This window comes from Methylobacterium sp. Gmos1, assembly GCF_053764715.1.
In genome coordinates this window covers 48809-70266 of sequence record NZ_JBSNCC010000015.1, presented here as the reverse complement: position 1 = coordinate 70266, position 21458 = coordinate 48809, and the positions used below count along the sequence as shown (strand labels likewise).

Annotated in this window: 18 protein-coding genes; 3 read left to right on the top strand and 15 right to left on the bottom strand. The window is 71.8% G+C overall.

Annotated elements, in window-relative coordinates; translation table 11 throughout:
- Positions 1-175 precede the first annotated feature (175 nt).
- The 4 genes from ACS5PV_RS23875 to ACS5PV_RS23860 form a co-directional block, all read right to left on the bottom strand.
- Entirely contained in the window at positions 176-1348 is a 1173-nt protein-coding gene (locus tag ACS5PV_RS23875; RefSeq protein WP_455397837.1) for a sensor histidine kinase, read from the bottom strand.
- A gap of 244 nt (positions 1349-1592) precedes the next feature.
- Positions 1593-2870, bottom strand: a complete 1278-nt coding sequence (locus ACS5PV_RS23870; protein ID WP_455397836.1) for an O-acetylhomoserine aminocarboxypropyltransferase — start codon at positions 2868-2870, stop codon at positions 1593-1595.
- 242 nt (positions 2871-3112) lie between these two features.
- Positions 3113-3385 carry a hypothetical protein gene (locus ACS5PV_RS23865; protein ID WP_455397835.1) on the bottom strand — a complete coding sequence of 91 codons (273 nt, stop codon included), beginning with the start codon at positions 3383-3385 and terminating at the stop codon, positions 3113-3115.
- 221 nt (positions 3386-3606) lie between these two features.
- Positions 3607-4602, bottom strand: a complete 996-nt coding sequence (locus tag ACS5PV_RS23860) for a Gfo/Idh/MocA family protein (RefSeq protein ID WP_455397834.1) — start codon at positions 4600-4602, stop codon at positions 3607-3609.
- 134 nt (positions 4603-4736) lie between these two features.
- Between ACS5PV_RS23860 and ACS5PV_RS23855 the strand changes: the two genes are divergently transcribed.
- Positions 4737-4982: a hypothetical protein gene (locus ACS5PV_RS23855; RefSeq protein ID WP_455397833.1), complete on the top strand. Its 246-nt coding sequence runs from the start codon at positions 4737-4739 to the stop codon at positions 4980-4982.
- A 53-nt stretch (positions 4983-5035) separates the two neighbouring features.
- Here ACS5PV_RS23855 and ACS5PV_RS23850 read toward each other — a convergent pair whose 3' ends face one another.
- Positions 5036-5479, bottom strand: a complete 444-nt coding sequence (locus tag ACS5PV_RS23850) for a DMT family transporter (RefSeq protein ID WP_455397832.1) — start codon at positions 5477-5479, stop codon at positions 5036-5038.
- A gap of 169 nt (positions 5480-5648) precedes the next feature.
- On the bottom strand, positions 5649-7523 hold the full coding sequence (locus ACS5PV_RS23845) for an adenylate/guanylate cyclase domain-containing protein (protein ID WP_455397831.1): 1875 nt from the start codon (positions 7521-7523) through the stop codon (positions 5649-5651).
- 794 nt (positions 7524-8317) lie between these two features.
- Between ACS5PV_RS23845 and ACS5PV_RS23840 the strand changes: the two genes are divergently transcribed.
- A complete protein-coding gene (locus ACS5PV_RS23840; protein WP_455397830.1) occupies positions 8318-10006 on the top strand; it encodes a methyl-accepting chemotaxis protein in 1689 nt (562 codons plus the stop codon).
- 42 nt (positions 10007-10048) lie between these two features.
- On the opposite strand, the gene ACS5PV_RS23835 is transcribed toward ACS5PV_RS23840, so the two are convergent.
- The 9 genes from ACS5PV_RS23835 to ACS5PV_RS23795 form a co-directional block, all read right to left on the bottom strand.
- Positions 10049-10636, bottom strand: coding sequence for a hypothetical protein (locus ACS5PV_RS23835; RefSeq protein WP_455397829.1), 588 nt, complete (start codon positions 10634-10636; stop codon positions 10049-10051).
- Positions 10637-10792: 156 nt separating this feature from the next.
- Positions 10793-11062 carry a cell division topological specificity factor MinE gene (gene minE / locus ACS5PV_RS23830; protein ID WP_455397828.1) on the bottom strand — a complete coding sequence of 90 codons (270 nt, stop codon included), beginning with the start codon at positions 11060-11062 and terminating at the stop codon, positions 10793-10795.
- Positions 11059-11874: a septum site-determining protein MinD gene (gene minD / locus ACS5PV_RS23825; protein WP_455397827.1), complete on the bottom strand. Its 816-nt coding sequence runs from the start codon at positions 11872-11874 to the stop codon at positions 11059-11061. The genes minE and minD overlap by 4 nt, the downstream gene beginning before the upstream one ends.
- Before the next feature lie 119 nt (positions 11875-11993).
- Positions 11994-12698: a septum site-determining protein MinC gene (gene minC / locus ACS5PV_RS23820; protein ID WP_455397826.1), complete on the bottom strand. Its 705-nt coding sequence runs from the start codon at positions 12696-12698 to the stop codon at positions 11994-11996.
- A 74-nt stretch (positions 12699-12772) separates the two neighbouring features.
- The gene (locus ACS5PV_RS23815; RefSeq protein WP_455397825.1) at positions 12773-13600 is read right to left on the bottom strand and encodes a tellurite resistance TerB family protein; all 828 of its coding nucleotides are present in this window, start codon (positions 13598-13600) and stop codon (positions 12773-12775) included.
- Between the two features lie 397 nt (positions 13601-13997).
- Positions 13998-15851: an ABC transporter ATP-binding protein gene (locus ACS5PV_RS23810; protein ID WP_455397824.1), complete on the bottom strand. Its 1854-nt coding sequence runs from the start codon at positions 15849-15851 to the stop codon at positions 13998-14000.
- 121 nt (positions 15852-15972) lie between these two features.
- Positions 15973-16902: an ABC transporter permease gene (locus ACS5PV_RS23805; protein WP_455397823.1), complete on the bottom strand. Its 930-nt coding sequence runs from the start codon at positions 16900-16902 to the stop codon at positions 15973-15975.
- Positions 16868-17827: an ABC transporter permease gene (locus ACS5PV_RS23800; RefSeq protein WP_455397822.1), complete on the bottom strand. Its 960-nt coding sequence runs from the start codon at positions 17825-17827 to the stop codon at positions 16868-16870. Before ACS5PV_RS23800 ends, ACS5PV_RS23805 begins: the two co-directional genes overlap by 35 nt.
- A 10-nt stretch (positions 17828-17837) precedes the next feature.
- Positions 17838-19661: a peptide ABC transporter substrate-binding protein gene (locus ACS5PV_RS23795; RefSeq protein WP_455397821.1), complete on the bottom strand. Its 1824-nt coding sequence runs from the start codon at positions 19659-19661 to the stop codon at positions 17838-17840.
- A gap of 297 nt (positions 19662-19958) precedes the next feature.
- Between ACS5PV_RS23795 and ACS5PV_RS23790 the strand changes: the two genes are divergently transcribed.
- A complete protein-coding gene (locus ACS5PV_RS23790) occupies positions 19959-21377 on the top strand; it encodes a M20 family metallopeptidase (protein WP_455397820.1) in 1419 nt (472 codons plus the stop codon).
- The last annotated feature ends 81 nt before the right edge of the window (positions 21378-21458 follow it).

Below are 21458 nucleotides of genomic sequence, written 5' to 3'. Positions count from 1 at the left end.
GGGCAATGCGGGCGGGAGCCAATGGTTGCGGCCGAAGCGTGCTGCCTATGGGTCCGCATCCCGTGGGTCAAGCGTGGCCGGGGAACGGCCGGGACGGCCGCGCGGTCGCATCCGGAGGACCATTCACGCCGTCTCGTCCAGGGGATTGCTCACGCCGTCCCGTCCAGGGGACCGCTCACGCGGTCCCGTCCTGCATCGCCGCGAGCGGCGCTTCGAGCTCCATCACCGCGCCCCCGGGGGGAAAGCGCAGGCTGACGCGGCCGCCGAAGCTGTGCACCAGGCTGCGCTCGATCAGCCGCGAGCCGAACCCGCCCCGGACCGGCGGCGCGACGGCTGGACCGCCGCTCTCGCGCCAGCACAGGCGCAGGACGGCCTGCGCGTCGTCCCCGGCGAGCTCCCAGGTGACGGCGACCCGGCCCGCCGGGCTCGACAGGGCGCCGTACTTCGCCGCGTTGGTGGCGAGCTCGTGCAGCATCAGGGACAGGGTCAGGACCGGGCGCGGCCCGAGGCTGACGGGGGGGCCGGCGGCGGAAAAGCGGCCGGTCACGGCGTCGAGGTGCGGCGCCATCGCGGCCTCGACCACCGCTGCGAGGTCTGCCTCCGCCCAGGCGCCGCGGATCAGCACGTCGTGCGCGTCGGACAGCGCCATCAGGCGGCCGTTGAACGCCTCCATCGCCGTGTCGATCGAGGTGGCGCTGCGCAGGGTCTGGGCTGCGACCGCCTGGACCAGTGCCAGGGTGTTCTTCAGCCGATGCGCCATCTCCTGCATCAGCAGCGCCTGCTGCTCCTCGGCGCGGTGCGCCTCGGTCACGTCGCGGGCGACCGCCAGCAGGCGCTCCGGCGCCCCGTCGAGCCCCTGGATCGGCGACACTACCACGTCCCACCAGCGCGGATCCTGGCCGCCCGAGGGGGCGCGGAAGCGGCCGGTACGCCCGGCCCGCGCGGCGGCGAGCGCCACCTCGGCGGCGGTCCGGTCGCCGGGCTCGGCCCAGGACGCCGCCCAGATCGTGCCGATCACGGCCTCGTCGGGCCGGCCCGCCGCGGCGCGGCCGCCCTCGCTCAGCCACTGCACCGTGCCGTCGAGGGCGAGGACCTGGATGCTGTCGCGGCTCGCCGCGAGCAGCCGGGCGGTGAAGGCCTCGCTCGCCCGCAGCCGCGCGTTCAGCTCCTCGGCGGTGGCGAGGCGCGCCTCCCATTCGGCGGCGGGGGCGGCCCCGGCCGGCCGACCGGGCGCGGCGTGGACGGCGCGCAGCAGGGCGCGCAGCCGGGCGGTCTCCTCGCGGATCGCGCGCTGGCGCGCGGTCTCCTCGCAGGAGGCGCGTTCGGCGTTGCCGTCGTGGGCGACCATCGCACCAGCCTCCAGACCCGTCCGGGCGGCATCCGTTCCGGCCGGCGCGAGTCGGCTCGCCCGGCGCCGAAACTGGACGAGGCCAGTAGATCACGGGAGCAGGCTTGGCTGCAATGCTTGGAGAAATTTTTCCCTGTCCGCCCTGCCACAGCGGCAGGTCGGCCGGCCGCGCGGATCGTCGCGGCCGCCAAGGGCGTCTAGATTATTCTCGTCGCCGAAGCGGCGACCGCTTCGGCGGGAGGCTTCAGGACAGGGCCTGGTCGAGGTCGGCGATCAGGTCGCGCGGGTCCTCGATGCCGATCGACAGGCGTACCACCTCCGGCCCGGCGCCGGCCCGGGTCTTCTGCTCGTCGGTGAGCTGGCGGTGAGTGGTCGAGGCCGGATGGATCACCAGCGAGCGCGTGTCGCCGATATTGGCGAGGTGCGAGAACAGCTTGAGGTTCGACACCAGGGCCACGCCGGCCTCGTAGCCGCCCTTGAGACCGAAGGTGAACACCGCGCCGGCGCCGTGCGGGCAGTAGCGCTTGTGCAGCTGATGGTAGCGGTCGGTCTCGAGGCCGGGATAGCTCACCCAGGCCACCGCCGGATGGCGGCTGAGGTGCTCGGCCACGGTCTTGGCGTTGTCGGAGTGGCGCTGCATCCGCAGCGGCAGGGTCTCGATGCCGTTGATGATGAGGAACGCGTTGAACGGCGACAAGGCCGGCCCGAGGTCGCGCAGGCCGAGCACCCGCACGGCGATGGCGAAGCCGAAATTCCCGAAGGTCTCGGAGAGCACCATGCCGGCATATTCCGGCCGCGGCTGCGACAGCATGGGGTAGCGCGCGTCGCCGGCCCAGTTGAACGAGCCGCCGTCGACGATGAGGCCGCCGATCGAGTTGCCGTGGCCGCCGAGGAACTTGGTGGCCGAGTGGACGACGATGTCGGCGCCGTGCTCGAACGGGCGGATCAGGTACGGCGTCGCCATGGTGTTGTCGACGACGAGCGGGATGTTGTGGCGCTTGGCCACCTGGGCGATCGCCGCGATGTCGGTGATGACGCCGCCCGGATTGGCGATCGACTCGATGAAGATCGCCTTGGTGCGCGGGGTGATCGCCGCCTCGAACGAGGCCGGATCGTCGGTGTCGGCCCACACCACGTTCCAGCCGAAGTTCTTGTACGAGTGGTTGAACTGGTTGATCGAGCCGCCGTACAGCTTGTTGGCCGCGATGAACTCGTCGCCCGGCTGCATCAGGGCGTGCATCACCAGGAATTCGGCGGCGTGGCCGGACGCCACCGCGACGGCGGCGGTGCCGCCCTCGAGCGCGGCGATGCGCTCCTCCAGCACCGCGTTGGTCGGGTTGGTGATGCGGCTGTAGATGTTGCCGAAGGCCTGGAGACCGAACAGCGAGGCGGCGTGGTCGACGTCGTCGAACACGAACGAGGTGGTCTGATAGATCGGCGTCGCCCGCGCGCCGGTGGCGGCGTCCGGCGCCGCGCCGGCATGGATCGCGAGGGTGTTGAAGCCGGGCTGGCGGTCGGTCATGGCGTCCTCGTGGCGTCCTCGGGCGTCGGTCTCTTGCCGACGTGCTTAGGACCCGCGGGGGCCGAGGGTCAAGCAGGGACGCCCGTCGATCGCCACAGTACAGACCGGCGATTCGCTGCGCCGCCGTGGCTGTGATCCGGGCCGGAGAAGCAACGGCTACGAGACGGCCCGAACCGACAAGATCGTTCTACCGGATCAGCAGAACAGACGGACGACGAAACCTCGCCCGCGTGGCCACGACCTCAGCGGTAATGGCGGTGCCGACGGTGATGGTAATGGCGGCGGCCCGGCAGGCCGGTGCGGTAGGCGCGCCGGCCCGGATCGATGCCGAGCACGCCGTTGACCCCGCCCACGGCCCCGCCGACCGCGCCGCCGACGATGCCGCCGATCGGCCCGCCGACCCGGTTGCCCTCGCGGGCGCCGCGGTCGATGCCGCCGGGAATGCCCTGAGCCTCGGCGGCGCCGGCGAGCGTCAGGGTAGAGAGCGCGAGGGCGGCGATCAGGGAAAGTCGCATGGGGCGATGGGGGTCCTCTGCCGGGCGCGCCGCGGAGTGTCCGGCGGCTTGCGCGATGCCTCTCAACGCTCCGCTTCGCCGAAGGATCCGGCTCGCACGGGCGCCGGGGAGAGCGCGCCTCTAAGCAGATTTCGCAAAAGTGGCCGCCGGTTTTGCGACAAAAATCTGCGACAAATCACGAAGCTAAGCAGACTTGCGTTGGCCTGCCAACGCAAGTCTGCTTAGCAGCCGGCGAGGACCGCCTCGACGATCTCCTGCACCTCCAGCGCCTCCGCCAGGGTGGCGAGGGCGTGGGGCTCGCCGCGGGTCATCCGCACCACGCCCTCGAGCTGGCGCCGCAGGGCGATCGGGCGGGCGCGCTCGTTGGGGATCGCGTCGGGCGCGGGCGCGAAGCTGCCGTCGGGGCCTTGCCGCTCGGCGATCGCCCAGTCGCGCAGGCGGACGGTGCCGGCCTCGCCCTCCAGCGTCCAGGTGTTGTGGTCGTCGAGCGCGGTCTCGCCGACCCGGCCGCGCAGCACCACCGGCACGGCGCCGGCCTGGAAGACGGCATCGAGCGCCCGCTCGGACCGGCCGGGCTCGGGAAACCGCGCCTGTCCGCTGAGCCCGTGCAGGGGGCCGAGCAGGCGGCGGCTGAGGAACAGGAAGTGCGACACCACCTCGCGGGTGAAGCCGCCCTCCCGCGGTCCGTCGAGCCAGCCCGCGGCGTCGGCCTGCCATCCCCGCGGCCAGCGCGCGAAGGCGACCTCGATGGTGAGGCGGCGGGGCGTGCCGACCGCGCCCTCGGCGATCCAGCGTGCCAGGGTGGCGACCCCGAGCGAGGAGGCGAACGGGAAGTTCACCGCCCCGCGCGAGCCGGCCATCGCCACGAAGGCGCGCGCCTCGTCGAGATCGACGGCGAGCGGCTTCTCGCAGAACACGCTCCGCCCCTCGGCGAGAGCAACCCGGGCGTGGCCGAGATGCGAGGCGGGCGGGGAGGCGATGTAGACGCACTCGCTCGCGGCCACGACCGCGGCGGCGTCCGCCACCACGGGCAGGGTGGGGAAGCGCGCGGCGATGCGCGCCCGCGCCGCCGGGTCCGGATCCCACAGGGCCGCGACGCGGACCGGGGCCTCGTCCTGTCCCAAAATGTCCTGTCCCATGACGGCGTCGAGCATGCGCTCGCCCATGATGCCGGCGCCGATGATGCCGAGGGCGAGGGGTTGGGTGGGCTGGGGCATCGGGGATCCCTGGAGAGCGACAGGCGCCCGTCATAAGGCCGAACAGGGCCCGGGGGAAACGCAGGCCGGCACGCCGCTCGCAGCCTCACCTCGCGCGGGGGGAAGAGTGTCCCGCCCCGGGAGAGATCGTTCACATGTGGCACAGTGCCGTCGGCTTCCTCGCCGTCGCGACCGCGGTCGCGCTGATCGTCCGGCATTTCGGCGCGCCGCGCGCCGTGATCTACGGCTTCCTGATCACTGGGCTCGGCGCCTCCGCGGCGACGGTGCTGCTCGCCGACATCAACACCGTCGACCCGGGCGCCAGCCGCGCGCCGGCCTTCACCGCGCAGACGCCGCCGGTTCCGGGCCGCGACGCGCGCGACCCGCGCGGCTGGCGCTGAAGGCCCCAAGCGGATCTCGCGAACGCGGTTGCCGGCTCTGCGAGAAGGTCGGCTCAGTTGAGCGAGATCAGCGCCACCCCGGCGATCATCAGGCCGCAGCCGAGGATGCGCCCGAGCCCGGCCGGGTGCTGGGCGAAGCCGACCCAGCCGTAATGGTCGAGCAGCACCGAGGTGACGAGGCCGGCGGTGACGGTGAGCCCGGTGAAGAGCGCGGCCCCGAGCCGCCCGGCGAGGAAGATCATCGCCAGCACGTAGGCGCCGCCCATCGCGCCGCCGAGCCAGGCCCACCACGGCGCCTGGGCGAGCCGCGACGCCCCGGGCCAGCCGAGCCCGACGAAGGGCGCGGCGGCGAGGTAGACCACCGCGTTAGCGGCCGAGACCGTGAGGGCGACCAGCACCGGCTGGCCCAGCGTCCTGTCGAGCGTAGCGTTCGCTCCCGCCTGGACGGTGTTGAGCGCGCCGGCGAGGATGGCGATCAGGCTGATGAGGGCTGGCATGGGCGGAGGGCTCCGTGGGAGCCTCGTCAACATCTCGGAACGGGCATCGGTCCCACGGGCCGCGTCATACGAAATCCGATCGATCGCTTCGCGATGCGGATTTCGGCTTCGCTCAGGCGCCGCGCTGGCGTGCCGATACGAGTTCCGAACGGATCGTCCGGAGCTCGTATCACCGCTCCGGCAGGCCGGCGCGCCGCAGGCCGTCGTAGATCCGCTCGCGCTGGGCGAGGAAGGTCGGGTCGGTCGAGGTCAGGCTGCGGTAGCGCGCGACGGTGTAGCCGGGCCGCAGCTCCAGGAACCGGGCGAGGGCCGCCCGCGCCTCCCCGTCCCGGCCGAGCCGCGCGAAGGCGCAGGCGAGATAGAGGTGGGGAAAGTCGAAGAGCGGGTTCACCGCCGCGGCGCGCTGCAACGGGGCGATCGCCGCCTCGTCCCGGCCGAGATGGAGCTTGGCGAGGCCGTCCCGTGCCAGCCAGGCGCCGAGCAGCGGATCCTTCGGGCTCAGGCGGATCGCGGCCGCGATGTCGGCTTCCGTTTCCTGCGCCTGGCCGAGGAAGATGTGGATCAGGCCGCGATAGGCATGCGCCCGGGCAAAGCTCGGGTTGAGGGCGAGCACCCGGTCGAAGGCGGCCAGTGCCTCGTCGTAGCGGGCCCGGGCGCGCAGGGTCTCGCCGCGCAGGTAATGCGCGAAGGGATGAGTCGGATCGCCCTGGAGCACGGAGGTGACGGCCTGCTCGGCGGTGTCGAGGTCGGCTTTTCGCTCCGTCGTCCAGCCGTTCAGCACCCCGTCGACCAGCACCTCGGCGAGGCCGAGCCGGGCGTGGATATTGCCCGGATCGAGGGCGAGCGCGCGCTCGAACAGCGGCCGGGCGCCGGCGTGGTTCTCCCGCGCGAAGGGCCGGTTGAGCAGGGCCTGGCCGCGCATGACGAGGTCGACCGCGTCCGCCGGGTGGCCGGCGCGCGCTTGCGTCTCGGCCTCCAGCAGGCGGATGCCGAGCGTCCGCCCCACCTGCGCGACCAGGGCGTCCTGCGCGGCGGCGAGGTCGGCGCGGGCCCCGTCGTAGCGGTCGGCCCACAGGGCGGCCCCGGTCTCGACGTCGGTGAGCTGCACGGCGAAGCGGACCTGCTCGGCGCTCTGGCGCAGGCTGCCCTGGACCACGTAGCGCACGCCGAGCTCCCGGCCGACCGCCCGCGGCTCGACCGGGCGCCCGCGATAGGACTGGGCGGTGCCGTGGGCGATGACGAAGGTGCCGGGCGCGCGGGCGAGGTCGGCGGAGAGGTCCTCGGCGAGCTGCTCGGCGAGGTAGTCCTGCTCCGCGTCGCCGCTCTGGTTGGCGAATGGCAGGACGACGAGCGACAGCCGCGGCCGCGCCGAGGGCGCGTCCTCTCCGCGCTCGGAGGCCAGGTATGGCCAGGCGAGGGCGAGGCCCGCGAGGACCAGGGCGGCGAGCGCCCCGAGGGCGGGCCGGAGGACGCGGGCCAGTCGGGGCGCGCGCGCTTCCGGCGACGGCACGGCGTAGACCCGGATCGGCCGGGCGATGTTCTTGAGCCGCTGGGTGCCGAGATCGACGAAGCGCAGGCCCGCCATGTCGCGCACCTGCCGGTAGGCGGCCTCCGACAGCCGCAGCGCACCGGGCTCGGCCGCCGCCTGGAGGCGGGCCGCGATGTTGACGCCGTCGCCGAACAGGTCGCCCTCGTGCACCATCACGTCGCCGAGATGGATGCCGATGCGCAGGCGGAACCGCCCGGCATCGCCCTCGGCCTCGGCCAGCGCCTGCTGGATCGCCACCGCGCAGGCGACCGCATCCGTCACGCACGCGAACTCGGCGAGCACGCTGTCCCCGGCGGTGTTGGCGATCCGGCCGCGTCGCGCCGAGATCAGGCGGTCGACGATCCGCCGGGTGGCCTGGAGCGCCCGCATCGCGCCGCTCTCGTCGGCATGCATCGCCTTGGAATAGCCGGCGATGTCCGCCGCGACGATCGCGGCGAACCGGCGTTCCGGAACCGGCCACTCCGTCGCGGCGGATCGTTGCCTGCGCTCGGTCATGACCACCCGTCCATGCCGGCCCGGTCCGACGGCCGCCCCGCGTGGGCGGACGGCGTCCGGCGAGGGGGCAGGCGAGGGAAGAGGCAAGTCGAAGCGTCTTGCGAGACGATATCAATCATTCCGACGATCATCGAAAACGACCTCCATTGACGTCTCCGAGCCCGTTCGACCCGAAATCCTAAGGCAGCCCCGACGATTCGGACGGTCCCGACCGACACCGGCGACGCGAGCCGAGCCAGCCGCATCGATCGCGACCCCGTCCGGCATGGGGCGCGGCGCATCGGCCAGGTGGGCGGTTAGCAAACCGGTAATTCAGGAAGATTGCTTCCCGGAAACACGTCGCGCCGACCGGCGACATGGCGAAAGCTTGCCGCGGTGGCGCGCCGGAGCATCATCCCGGGACTCACCGGAGGCGGGAACCCGGGATGACATCGAGGGTGTCAGTGCGGTCTGCGCGCACGCGGAAGCGGCCCTGACGGCACTGCCGCGAACCGTGATCGCAGGGCGATCGGGGGGGCGCGCCCGGTCAGCGTTGGCGCGACCTGTGACGCACTCCGAAAGCAACCGCGAGCCCGTCCTGCGGGGCCCCTCGGGGCCGCCCAGCAGATACACCCCCGATCCGGAATATCGTCCTACGCGCCGACCGATCGTGGTGCAGGTCGACCGTTGGTTCCCTTGGTGCAGAGAAACATCTCGCCTGTCTCTCTTGTGCACGACAAATCTTTCTTAACGCGCTGACCCTACGTCTCTGAGCGTTCCAGTCTTCGGTCTCCCTGGGGGAAACGAGTCCCAAGATGTTCAGGTTCAGCATCGGAAGCAAGCTCGCCTTGGCGTCCACGGTGACCGCGCTGTTCGCCGCCGGCGCCATCGGCAACCAGTGGTCCAGCAACGTCGAGGTCCGCGGCGCGAACGAGGCGGTGGCGCGCGAGGCGACGATCCTGCGCGGCATCTCGCAGGCGCAGCTCGCGGTCACCCGGATCCAGCTGAGTCACAAGACCGTCGAGCTGGCACGCAACGCCGCGGCGGCCGACGCGGCCGTGATCGCGGCGCGCGACGCGGCCGAGGCCGCCGCGGCGGGCCTCGAGCGGCCGATCGCGATCGCCCTCAAGCCGGAGGTCCTGCGCGAGAGCGAGCGCAACCTCGGCGACCTCGCGGCTGCGGTGAGCAAGTATGCGCAGGTCGGCCGGGCCGACCTCTACGGCCGGCCGGTCGACGCCGCGGCGGCGGGCGCCGCCCGCGACGAGATCGCCGCCCTGACGCGGCGCGCCGAGTCGGCGATCGGCGAATCGGTGGCGAATGCCAACCGCTTCACCCAGGAGGCGATGGAAGCGGCCTCCGAGCGGATCGCCGCGGCGACGCGGGTCGGCCTGCTCGTCGGGGCGGCGATGCTGCTGAGCCTGCTCGGCGCGGCGGTCGCGCTGATGCTCAACATCCGGCGGCCGATCACCCGGCTGGTCTCGGTGCTGGAGCGGATGGCCTCCGGCGAGATCGACGCCGAGATCGCCGAGAGCCGGCGCGGCGACGAGATCGGGGCGCTCGGCCGCGCCGTCGACAGCATCAAGGCGATGGTGGCGCGCAAGGCGGCCGAGGATGCCGAGCGCCGCCAGATCGCCGATGCGGCCGCGGCCGCTTCCCGCCAGCGCGCCATGATGGAGCTCGCCGACAGCTTCGAGGCCGAGATCGGCGGCATCGTCGGCTCGGTCTCGGCCTCCGCGACCGAGCTTCAGGTCACCGCACGCTCGATGAGCGCGACCGCATCCGAGACGGCGGCGCAATCGTCGAGCGTCGCCGCGGCGGCCGAGGAGGCGGCGGCGAATGTCGGCACGGTGGCGGCGGCGGCCGAGGAGCTCGGCGCCTCGATCTCCGAGATCGGCCGCCAGGTGTCCGGATCCGCCGGCCTCGCCCAGCGCGCGGTGGCGGAGGCCGACCAGACCACGCTCTTCGTGCAGGCCCTGAGCCAGACCTCGGCCAAGATCGGCGACATGGTCGGCCTGATCTCCAACATCGCCAGCCAGACCAACCTCCTGGGCTTGAACGCCACGATCGAGGCGGCGCGCGCCGGCGAGGCGGGCCGCGGCTTCGCGGTCGTCGCCGCGGAGGTCAAGGAACTCGCCAACCAGACGGCCCGGGCGACGGAGGAGATCGCGCGTCAGATCGGCGAGGTCCAGGGCGTGACGACGCAGACCGTGGGGGCGATCGGCGCGATCACCTCCCTGATCCGCGTGATCGACGGGGTCGCCGCCTCGATCGCCGCGGCGGTGGAGCAGCAGGGGAGCGCCACCCAGGAGATCGTCCGCAACGTCTCGCAGGCCTCGATCGGCACGAGCGCGGTGACCGGCAACGTCGCGGGGGTGGCCCAGGCCTCCGAGACGACCGGCCTGGCGGCGACCCAGGTGCTCGCCTCGGCGTCCGACCTGTCGCGCCAGTCGGTGCACCTCTCGGGCGAGGTCCGCCGCTTCCTGGCGACGGTCCGGGCGGCCTGACCGACTTCGGGTGTGAGCGGCGAACGGAGCGCGCCCGACGCGTCAGGCCTTCGGCTCGCCGTCCCCGGGCGGGGTCTCCGGCGGCGCGTCGGGCGACGGGGCGTCTGGCGGGGGCGCCTCGGGGGAGGACGGGGGCGCGGGCGGGACGTGGTCCTTGCGCCACTGGGCGAACAGGCTCTGGAGCACCGCGACGGTGTCGCGCACCGCCTTGGCCTCGTCGTCGACCGAGACGCCCTCCGAGACGGAGTTGCGCGTGGTCAGCACGGCGCGCTCCTCGATCTCGCTCAGGCGCTCGAGGAAGTCGGGGCGCGACGCCAGGAGGTCGAGGGCGTCGCCCATGGCGGTGGCGAGCGTCGTGGCGAGGAGCCCCGCGGTCGCGACGTCGCCGACCGAGGCCTCGTAGGGCTCGGGCGCCTCGTCGTCCTCGTCCTCCTCGGCGGCGGCCTGGAGGCCCTCGACCAGGGCCTCGACCAGCTCGACCGCGGTGTCCTCCGGCACGGCGAGCCGCACCGCGACCTCGATGTCCTCGCCGCTGAAGCCGGCGGTGCCGAGGGTCACCTGGAGGATGCCCGGCCGGCGCAGGCTGAGTGCCATCAGGGTGTTGGCGTAGATGGTGGGCGCGTCCGGCATGACCTCGACCTCTTCCGGGCAGGCGCTGGGATCCCGCCGCCTGCCCGGGCTATATCGTGCCCTGGGGCATTGTCCGACGAAATGGGTACCGGTTCGTCGGAAGAAAATGCGGCCACCGAAGGTCTGAGCACCAGGGGCGACCGCGGGAGGATGCGGTCACGCGCTGGCGAGCCGGACGACCTTGTTGTCGGGTAGTTCGATGTCGACGCCGAGGGTCGAGACGGCGTCGCCCCGCTCCATCGTCACCTTCACCTTGTCCTGGTCGATGGCGACGTGCTTGGCGATCACCGCCAGGATCTCCTCGCGCAGGATCGCCACCAGGTCGGAGCGGCCGAACGCCGTGCGCTCGTGCGCCAGCAGGATCTGGAGCCGCTCGCGCGCTATCGGCGCCGTGCCGCGCCGCGACAGGAAGTTCAGCAGGTTCATGCCGCCCTCCGGGTGAACAGCTTGCCAAGCAGCGAGCGCTTCTCGCTCGGCACGGTCATCGCCACGGTCTCGCCCTTGAGGCGGCGCACGGCGTCGGCATAGGCCCGAGCCGGCGCGCTCTGGGGCGCGTTCAGCGTCACCGGGCTGCCGAGGTTCGAGGCCTTCAGAACCTCCTCGCTCTCCGGGATCACGGCGAGCAGCGGGATCGACAGGATCTCCAGCACGTCGTCGATCTTCAGCATCTCGCCGCGCTCGGCCCGGTTGGGGTCGTAGCGGGTCAGGATCAGGTGCTTCTCCAGCCGCTCGCCCTTCTCGGCGCGCTCGGTCTTGGAATCGAGGAGCCCGATGATGCGGTCCGAATCGCGTACCGAGGAGACCTCGGGGTTCGTCACCACGACCGCGATGTCGGCGTGGCGCATGGCCAGCGTGGCGCCGCGCTCGATGCCGGCCGGGCTGTCGCAGATCACCCAGTCGAACTTCTCGCGCAGCTCGCCGACGACGCGGGCGACGCCCTCGTCGGTGAGCGCGTCCTTGTCGCGGGTCTGCGAGGCGGGGAGCAGCGACAGGGTGTCGAGGCGCTTGTCGCGGATGAGGGCCTGGGGCAGCTTGGCGTCGCCCTGGACGACGTTGATGAGGTCGTAGACGACCCGGCGCTCGGCGCCCATGATGAGGTCGAGGTTGCGCAAGCCGACGTCGAAATCGACGACGCAGACTGTCTGTCCGGTCCGGGCCAGGGCCGCGCCCAGGGCCGCCGTCGTGGTGGTCTTGCCCACCCCTCCCTTGCCGGATGTCACCACGATGACTTTGGCCATTGGTCCCCCTTAACCACGATGCTTGGAAGTCGCGGCCGGCGCGGCCGCTGCGTGTGTTTTCTCTGTTCTCGCCCCGACCGCGGATCGTTGCCGCGGGGCCCCCGGGGCGGAAAGGGCGGTCAATCGAGGGCGGCGGTGCGCATCGCGTCGCCGTCGAGCCAGACCTGGACGGCGCGGCCGCGCAAGCTCGGGTCGATGTCGTCGGCGATGCGGTAGAGGCCGTCGATCGCGAGCAGTTCGGGCTCGAACTTGCGGCAGAAGATGCGCGCCCCAGGCGAGCCGGCGGCCCCCGCGATGGCGCGGCCGCGCAACGCCCCGTAGATGTGGATCGAGCCGCCGGCGATGATCTCGGCGCCGGAGGCCACCGAGCCCATCACGGTCACGTCGCCCTCGGGGAAGAGGATCGCCTGGCCGGAGCGCACCGGGCTCTCCAGCATCAGCGACTTCGCGCCCGTCACCCGCTCGACCGGGGCGGCGGCCGGCGCCTCGCCGGGCATCGCCACCTCGCCGGAGGGCCGGCCGCCGTTCAGCGGCGGCGGCATCCCGGGCCCGAGCGCACCCGCCCCGGCGCCCTCGATCCCCATGATGGGAATCTCGCGCTGGTTGAGGGCGGCCACCAGCTCCTGGAGCCCGTCCCGGCTCGGGGCGAGCGCCGTCACGTCGAGGATCACGGCGCGGCCGGCGAAGAACGCCGGAGAGCGCTTGGCAAGGGCGTCGAGGTCGGCGAGCCAATCCTCGATCGGCGCCTCCGGGGCCAACACGATCGCCAGGAACGAGCGGCCACGGAAGCGAATCGGCGGGCGGGTTTGGGTCTGGCTGGTCACGTCTTTACGACTCGTTACCAGCCCATCAGGCGCGCCGGATGGTTAGCGAATGGTTAACGAGCGTAACGAAGTCTTCATCTTTGCGAAGACGCCGCCGCGAGCGTGGCTTCGATGTGGCGCGCGTATCCCGGATCGAGCCCGAGCCGGCGGGCGAGGTGGTCGAGATAGGCCCGCTCCTGCGGCGTGTCGACGGTGACCGCCATCAGGGAGGCGGCGTAGATCTCGCTCGCCTGCTCTGGGCCGCGAGCGAGCCGCGCCACCGCCTCGACGTCGACCGGCGCGCGCAAGGCGTCCATCAGGAAGGCCTTGTCGTCGGCATCGAGCGCGTGGCGGTCCATCTCGCCGAAGATGCGGCCCTGCTCGTCCGCGTCGATATGGCCGTCGGCCTTGGCGGCGGTGATCATCGCGATCAGGAGGGCGCGGGCCCGGTCCTGCTCGTCGGCCGGGGAGGACGGGGCGAAGCGCGTGCCGCCGAGCATCCGGGCCGCCTCGTCGGCGGAGGGGATGAAGCCGCTGGCGCGGGGCGGGGCGGCACTCTGGCTCCGATTCGTCTGGGCTTGGTTCGCCTGCCAGCTCTGGTAGGCCTGATAGGCGAGGGTGCCGATCAGGGCGAGGCCGCCGAGACGGCCGGTGGAGCCCAGGCCCGAGCCCATGCCCGACCCCATGCCCGGCGCGCCGAAGCCGGAGCCGAACCCGCCATGGCCGCGGCGCCCGCCGAGGACCAGCGAGGCGAGGCCGCCGAGGATCGCCGCCTTGCCGCCCCCGCCGCCCAGCGAGCGGGCGACCTGCTCAAGGGGAGAGGGCGCGTGGCCGTGCGGGGCCTGGCCGGGATAGCCGCCGGAAGATCCGCCTCTGGGGCCGCCGCCGAGGAACTGGTCGAGCAGGCGCTTGGCGTCGAACATCGGGGCTCCCTCCGGCACGAGCCGACGAGATGGGGCGTGCGCGCCCTCCCGCAAGGGCAGAGGCGGCGGAGCGGCAGCTGCAAACGCTCCATGCACAGGGCTGCCCGTGGGAAAGAGAGTGACGCGGGTCTCCCCTCTCCCCGCGGGCGGGGAGAGGGCTGCTGACCCCTTGTCGGGTCAGCAGCGAGCCCGGAGGGGCGAGGGTGAGGGGGTGCTTCCGACAGAGTCTCACTCGTCGAGACCCCCTCACCCTCGCTTCGGCTTCGCCTTCGCTTGCCGTGTCCCCTGAACGGCGACACGGCCCTCTCCCCGCCCGCGGGGAGAGGGGATTTTCCGCGCTATTTCTTTCCCCGGACGCCATTCGCCATGCGGGGCATCAAGAAGGCTGCGCCGGGGTTCACGCCACCGCTGCCATCCCGCCGGCCGGCGCCTCCCATTCCGGCCCCCAGACCTGCACCACGTGGCCGGGTGAGACCTCGCGGTAGAGGCGCTCGGGCGGCACGTAGTCGACCGGACGGATCGGGCTCTTGATCTCGTCGCTGCGCACCGCGTGGAGCTGGCGCCGGCGGCCGGGATCCGGGACCGGCACGGCGGCGATCAGCTTCTTGGTGTAGGGGTGCTGGGGCGCGCCGAAGATCGCCGCGCGCGGGCCGATCTCGACGATCTCGCCGAGATACATCACGGCGACCCGGTGGCTCACCCGCTCGACCACCGCCATGTCGTGCGAGATGAACAGGTAGGCCAGGCCGAGCGAGGCCTGGAGGTCGAGCATCAGGTTCACCACCTGCGCCTTCACCGACACGTCGAGGGCCGAGACCGACTCGTCGGCCACGATCAGCCGCGGCTCCAGCGCCAGCGTGCGGGCGATGCAGATGCGCTGCCTCTGGCCGCCGGAGAATTCATGCGGGAAGCGGCTCGCCATCTCGGGCTTCAGCCCGACCCGGCGCAGGAGGTCGGCGGCGCGCTCGCGGGCCTGCGCCCGGGAGCACAGGCGGTTGATGAGCAGCGGCTCGGCGATGGCCGCGCCCACGCTCATGCGCGGATCGAGGCTCGCGAAGGGGTCCTGGAAGATCATCTGCATCCGCCGGCGGCAGGCGCGCAGGTCGGCGGGCGAGAGGCCGAGCACGTCCTCGCCGTCGAGGAGCACCTTGCCGGCGACCGGCTCGATCAGCCGCAGCACCGAGCGGCCTGTCGTCGACTTGCCGCAGCCCGATTCGCCGACGAGGGCCAGGGTCTCGCCGGCGCGCACCGCGAAGGAGACGTTCTCGACCGCGTGGACCCGGCCGCGCACCCGCGAGAGCAGGCCGCCGCGGATGTCGAAGCGGGTGGTCAGGCCCTTCACCTCCAGCACCGGCCGCTCGCCCTCGCGCACGGTGTCGGGGAGCGGCAGGGCGGCTTCCGGCTCGCCGGTGGCGCGGTCGACGATCGGGAAGCGGGCGGGATGCGGCTGCCCCTTCATCGCCCCGAGAGTCGGCACGGCGGCGAGCAGCGCCCGGCTGTAGGGGTGGGCCGGGCGACGGAAGATCTGCTCGGTGGCCCCCGTCTCGACGGCGCGCCCGTCGACCATCACCACGGTGCGGTCCGCGATCTCGGCCACCACCCCCATGTCGTGGGTGATGAACAGGACCGACATGCCTTCCTCCTCCTGGAGGAGCTTGATGAGGTCGAGGATCTGGGCCTGGATCGTGACGTCGAGCGCGGTCGTCGGCTCGTCGGCGATGAGGAGCTTGGGCCGGCACGCCAGCGCCATCGCGATCATCACCCGCTGGCGCATGCCGCCGGAGAAGCGGTGGGGGTAGTCGTGCACCCGCGAGGCGGCGGCGGGGATGCGCACCTTGTCGAAGAGGCGCACGGTCTCGGCCTCGGCCGCCGCGCGCGACAGGCCGCGATGCAGCCGCAAGGCCTCGCCGATCTGGAAGCCGACCGTGAGCACCGGGTTGAGGCTCGTCATCGGCTCCTGGAAGATCATCGCGACGTCGTCGCCGCGGATCCGGCGCATCTCGGCGTCCGGCAGGCGCAGGAGGTCGCGGCCCTCGAGCAGCACCCGGCCGCCGGTGCGCGTCGCGTCGCGGGGCGTGAGCCGCATGATCGACATCGCGGTGACGCTCTTGCCCGATCCGGACTCGCCGACCAGCGCCACCGTCTCCTTGGGGCCGATCTCGAACGAGACGCCGTGCACCACCGGGCGCCAGGCCTGCTCGGAGCGGAACGCGACGGTGAGGTCCTGGACCGAGAGGATCGGGGTGGTCATGGGCGTCCCTGATTGGATGTCGGTCGAAAGGTGGGCTCGGGCCTTCGCACACGCTCCCCTTTCCCGGATCTCCTTCCGCTGGCGCTTCAGTCGTCCGGGAAAGGGTGGAGAGGTGCGGGGGTCAGAGCACCCGCCGCGGGTCGAGGGCGTCGCGAAGCCCGTCGCCGATGAAGTTGATCGACAGGACGGTCAGGAAGATCGCCGCACCCGGAAACAGCGCCCAGTGCGGCGCCACGTCGAGGTGGTCCTTGGCGTCGTAGAGCAGCCGGCCCCAGGTCGGGATGTCGGGCGGGAAGCCCAATCCGAGGAACGACAGCGTCGATTCGGCGATGATCGCGGACGACACCTCGATCGTCGCCGCGACGATCACCGGGCCGATCGCGTTCGGCAGGATGTGGCGGGTGACGAGGTGCCAGGCGGTCGCCCCCTGCGAGCGCGCGGCCTCGACGAACTCCTTCTCGCGCAGGGACAGGAACTGCGCCCGCACCAGCCGCGCCACCGGCATCCAGCGCAGGCCCCCGATGACCGCGACAATCATCACGAACACGCCGCCCTCGACCCCGAAGACCTGCTTCAGCTGATCGCGAAAGAGGTAGATGACGAGGAGCAGGAGCGGCAGCTGCGGCAGCGACAGGAACAGGTCGGTCAGCCACATCAGGAACGGGTCGAGGAAGCGGCGCGACATGCCGGCGAGCGCCCCCACCACCACGCCGACGAAGGTCGCGACGACCATCGCGGCAAAGCCGACGGCGAGCGAGATGCGGCCGCCATAGATCATCCGCGCCAGCAGATCCTGGCCGAGGTCGTCGGTGCCGAGCGGGTGGGCCCAGGACGGGCCCTGGAGCGTCGCCGCGAAGTCGATCTCGTCGATCGCCACCGGCCAGACCCAGCCGCCGACGAGGACGGCCAGCACCAGGAAACCCAGCACGCCGACGCTGACGACCGCGAGGCGGTGGCGGCGGAAGCGCCGCCAGGTGTCCCGCCCCGAGGCCGCCGGAGCCGGCGCCGGGGCCGCCTCAGCGGTAGGAGATGCGAGGGTCGAGCCAGCCATAGAGGAGGTCCGCGACGAGGTTGAACAGGACGACGAGGCAGGCGAACACGAAGGTGACGGCCATCACCACCGGCGTGTCGTTGGCGAGCATCGCGTTGATGAGGAGCGAGCCGATGCCGGGGATGCGGAAGATCTGCTCGGTGACGATGGCGCCGCCGAACACCGCCGGGATCTGGAGCGCGACGAGCGTCACGACCGGGATCAAGGCGTTGCGGGCGATGTGGCGGACCGTGACGGTGCCGTCCGACAGGCCCTTGGCCCGGGCGGTGGTGACGTAGTCGAGGCGGGCGACGTCGAGCACCGAGGCGCGGACGTAGCGGGTGTAGGAGGCGGCCTGGAAGAAGCCGAGCACGCAGACCGGCATGATCGCCTGCCGGACGTGCTCCCAGTACCAGCGCCAGCCCGTCGCCGCGACGTCGGCCTGGTAGACGAAGGGCAGCCAGTCGAGGGTGAGGCTGAACAGCAGGATGAACAGCAGGCCGGTGAAGAAGGTCGGCAGCGAGAAGCCGATGAAGGCGAGCGTGTTCGCCACCTGGTCGAAGACCGAGTAGGGCCTGAGCGCCGCCAGGATGCCGACCGGCACGGCGATCAGCAGCGCCAGGACCTGCGACGAGCCGACCACGAACAGGGTGGTCGGCAGGCGTTGCAGGATCAGCTCGTCGACGTTGACGCGGCTGGCGAAGGAGAAGCCCCAGTCGCCCTGGAGCATCGCCGTCAGCCAGTGCAGGTAGCGCACCAGGATCGGGTCATCGAGGCCGAACTTCAGCCGCAGCGCCTCGCGCACCTCCGGCGGCACGTTGGGGTTGGTGGCCAGTTCCCCGAACGGATCGCCCGGCGCCAGCGCCAGCACGGTGAACAGGATCAGGCTGATCCCGATGAGGCTCGGGATCGCGATCAGCAGGCGGCGGAGGAGGTAGGCGCCCATCAGGTGACCTTTACGCCTGCTTGTACCACTCGGCCAGGAAGGTCAGCGAGTTGTCCCAGCCGGTCGAGGGCGCCTGGAGCTTGCCGGTGATGGCCGAGACCTGGGCGCGGTGGAGGAGGGGCAGGACGTAGTCGGCCACCGTCAGGTCGTTCATCTTGATGAACCAGGCGGCCCGCTTGACGAGGTCGAGCTCTCCTTGCGCCGCGCGGTAGGCGGCATCGACGTCCGGGTTCTGCATCCGGCAGATGTTGCGGCCCTGCCACTTGTTGGCCTTGGTGGCGGCCTCCCAGGAGACGTATTGCAGGGCAAACACCGCCGGGTCGGCCTGCGTCATGTTCCAGGTGTACATCTCCATGTCGGCGTAGAAATGCGGATAGGTATCCGGGTTCGCGACATCCGAGGAGAAGAACACCGAGCCCGGAACCGACTTCAGCTCCATGTCGATGCCGGCCTTCTGCGCGGCCTGCTTGATGATGGCCTGGGTCTTCTGGCGCGGCGCGTTGATCGAGGTCTGGAAGACGAATTTCAGCTTCTTGCCGTCCTTGGCACGGATGCCGTCGCCGCCCTTCTTCCAGCCGGCGTCTTCGAGGATCTGCGCCGCCTTGTCGGGCTCGAAGGCGAACGAGGTGTTCTTCGACACGAAGGGCGCCGGGCCGTTGAACACGTTGGCGGTGGCCCGCCCGGTGCGGCCGTAGATGTATTGCTGGATCGCCGCCCGGTTGACGAGCAGGTTCATCGCCTTGCGCACCGCCGGATCCGAGAAGGCCGGGTGCTTGGTCTTGAGCGAGGCGCGCTCGCCGTCGACCTCGACGTTCGGGTCGGTGGCGTTCAGCAGCAGGAATTCGAGGTTGCCGCCGTAATCCATCTTGACCCGGCCCTTGCCCTCGGCCTCGAGCCGCTTGAGGATCTCGTCCTCGACCTGCATGTTCCAGGCATAGTCGTACTCGCCGGTCTGGAGCACCGCGCGGGCGGCCGAGACCGCGTCGCCGCCGCCCTTCATCTCGATCGAGTCGAAGAACGGCCGGTTCGGCACGTGGTAGTCCGGGTTGCGCACGCCGCGCAGGATGTCGCCGGGGCGGAACTCGCTGAACTTGTAGGGCCCGGTGCCGACCGGCGCGAGGTTGGCCGGCGCGTCGCGCGACTTGTCGCCGGTGTAATCCGCGAAGACGTGCTTGGGGATGACCATCCCGGCGCTCGACACGAAGGCGTCGGCCCAGAACGGCGTCGGCTGCTTGAACAGGATCTTGACGGTGAGGTCGTCGACCTTCTCGACCTTGATGTCGTTGTAGCTGCCGCCGGTGGTCGCGGCGGTCGCCGGGTTGGCGGCATACTCGGCGGTGAACACGACGTCGTCGGCGGTGAAGGGCTTGCCGTCGTGCCACTTCACGTTCGGCTTCAGCTTCCAGGTCACCGAGCGGCCGTCGGACGCGACGCCGCCATTCTCCTTCGACGGGATCTCGGCCGCGAGGATCGGGAAGAGGTTGCCGTCGGCGTCCCAGGCCGCGAGCGGCTCGTAGAAGATGCGCGAACCCTCCTGGTCCTTGGTGCCGATGGCGAAGTGCGGGTTGATCAGGGTGGCGGCCTGCCAGAACAGCAGCTTCAGAGGCCCGCCGCCGCCCGCCTTGCCAGGCGCGTAGGCGTCGCGCAGGGGGTTGGCCGCGAAGGCGACGCCGTTCTGCGCCAACATCATCCCGGCCATCGGGGCGGTGAGGCCGAGCGCCAGCATCCGCCCGACGAAGCCGCGCCGCGACAGGCGCCCGTCCTTCACCTCGCCGATCAGGGTGCGCAGCTCGTGCTCGGTGGTGTCATGCTCGGTCACGCCACGCTCGGTCATCGACAAACACCCTTCTGGCTGGCCTCTCACGGCCGTCAGCATCGCGCCCGCCGCAGATCGTTACAAGCGGTCCGGCGAAAATCGGCACCGGACGGAGACCCGGCGCGGCGATCAAAGCAAGGCGTGGGCCATTCGTGCACGAACGAGACGGCGCGCGAGCCATTCCCGCCGAGCCATTCCCGCCATGCGCGCCCCATCCGCTCCCGCCGCGCTTGAGCCGGCAAGCCTCCTGCATGAGGCTCGCGTGCAAGGCGGCCCGCCGGAGGGCCGCACGGGAAGGAATCCCGGGAGGAGCCCATGGACAACCGCAACGCCGTCTGGCGCCAGGTCGACGCCCACAAGGACCGGCTGATCGCCCTCTCGGACGAGGTCTGGGGCACGCCGGAGGTCTGCTACACGGAGGAACGCTCGGCCGCGGCGCACGCCGCCGAGCTGCACCACCAGGGTTTTCGCGTCACGCAGGGCGCCGCCGGCATCCCGACCGCGGTGATCGGCGAGGCCGGTGAGGGCGGGCCGGTCATCGCCTTCCTCGGCGAGTACGACGCGCTGCCGGGCCTGAGCCAGGAGGCGGGCGTCGCCTCCCATGCGCCCATCGAGCAGGGCGGCCACGGCCACGGCTGCGGGCACAACCTGCTCGGTTCGGCGGCACTGCTCGCCGCGACTGCGGTAAAGGACTGGCTGGTGGAATCCGGCCTGCCGGGCCGCGTGCGCTATTACGGCTGCCCGGCGGAGGAGGGCGGCGCCGCCAAGGCCTTCATGGTGCGCGAGGGCCTGTTCGAGGATGCCGACGCCGCCGTGACCTGGCACCCGTCGAGCTTCTGGGAGGTCTCACCGCCGCTCTCGCTCGCCAACACCCGGGCCGACTTCGTGTTCACCGGCCGGGCCTCGCACGCGGCGGCCGCCCCGCATCTCGGGCGCTCGGCCCTCGACGCGGTCGAGCTGATGAATGTCGGCGTCAACTATATGCGCGAGCACATGCCGAGCGACGCGCGGGTGCACTACGCGCTCCTCGACACCGGCGGCATCGCGCCGAACGTCGTCCAGGCCCATGCCCGGGTGCGCTACTCGATCCGCGCCCGCGACCTGCCCGGCATGCGCGACCTCGTCGCCCGCGTGCGCAAGATCGCCGAAGGCGCCGCGCTGATGACCGAGACCCGGATGGAGATGCGCATCGTCAGCGCGGTCTCGAACCTCGTCGGCAACACCCCGCTGGAGGAGGCCCTGCACGGGGTGATGGAGGATCTGGGCACGCCGCACTTCGACGAGGCCGACCGCGCCTTCGCCCGCGAGATCCAGGGCACGCTGACGCCGCAGGACATCGCGGCGGTCTACCGCACCATCGGGCTGCCGGTGACCGACGCCCCGCTCGCCGATTTCCTGGTGCCGCTCGATGCCCGCCGCAACCCGGCGATCGGCTCGACCGACGTCGGCGACGTGAGCTGGGTCGTGCCGACGGTGCAGGCCCACGCCCCGACGGTGGCGGTCGGCACGCCGTTCCACACCTGGCAGGTGGTGGCGCAGGGCAAGACCCCCGCGGCCCACAAGGCGATGGTCCAGGTGGCCAAGGCCATGGCGGCTCTGGGTGCGCGGCTCGCCACCGACGCATCCTTGCGCGAGGCCGCCAAGGCGGATCTCAAGGCCCGCACCGGGCCGGAGGGCTACGTCTCGCCGCTGCCGGCGGAGGTGCAGCCGCCGCTGACGATGTCGGTGGGGTGAGGAGGTCGGCTCGCCGGGCAGCTCGACGTCGAACTGGAAGGCCGCAAATGCATGCTGGCCCTTGCGTGAGTGCATCATGTG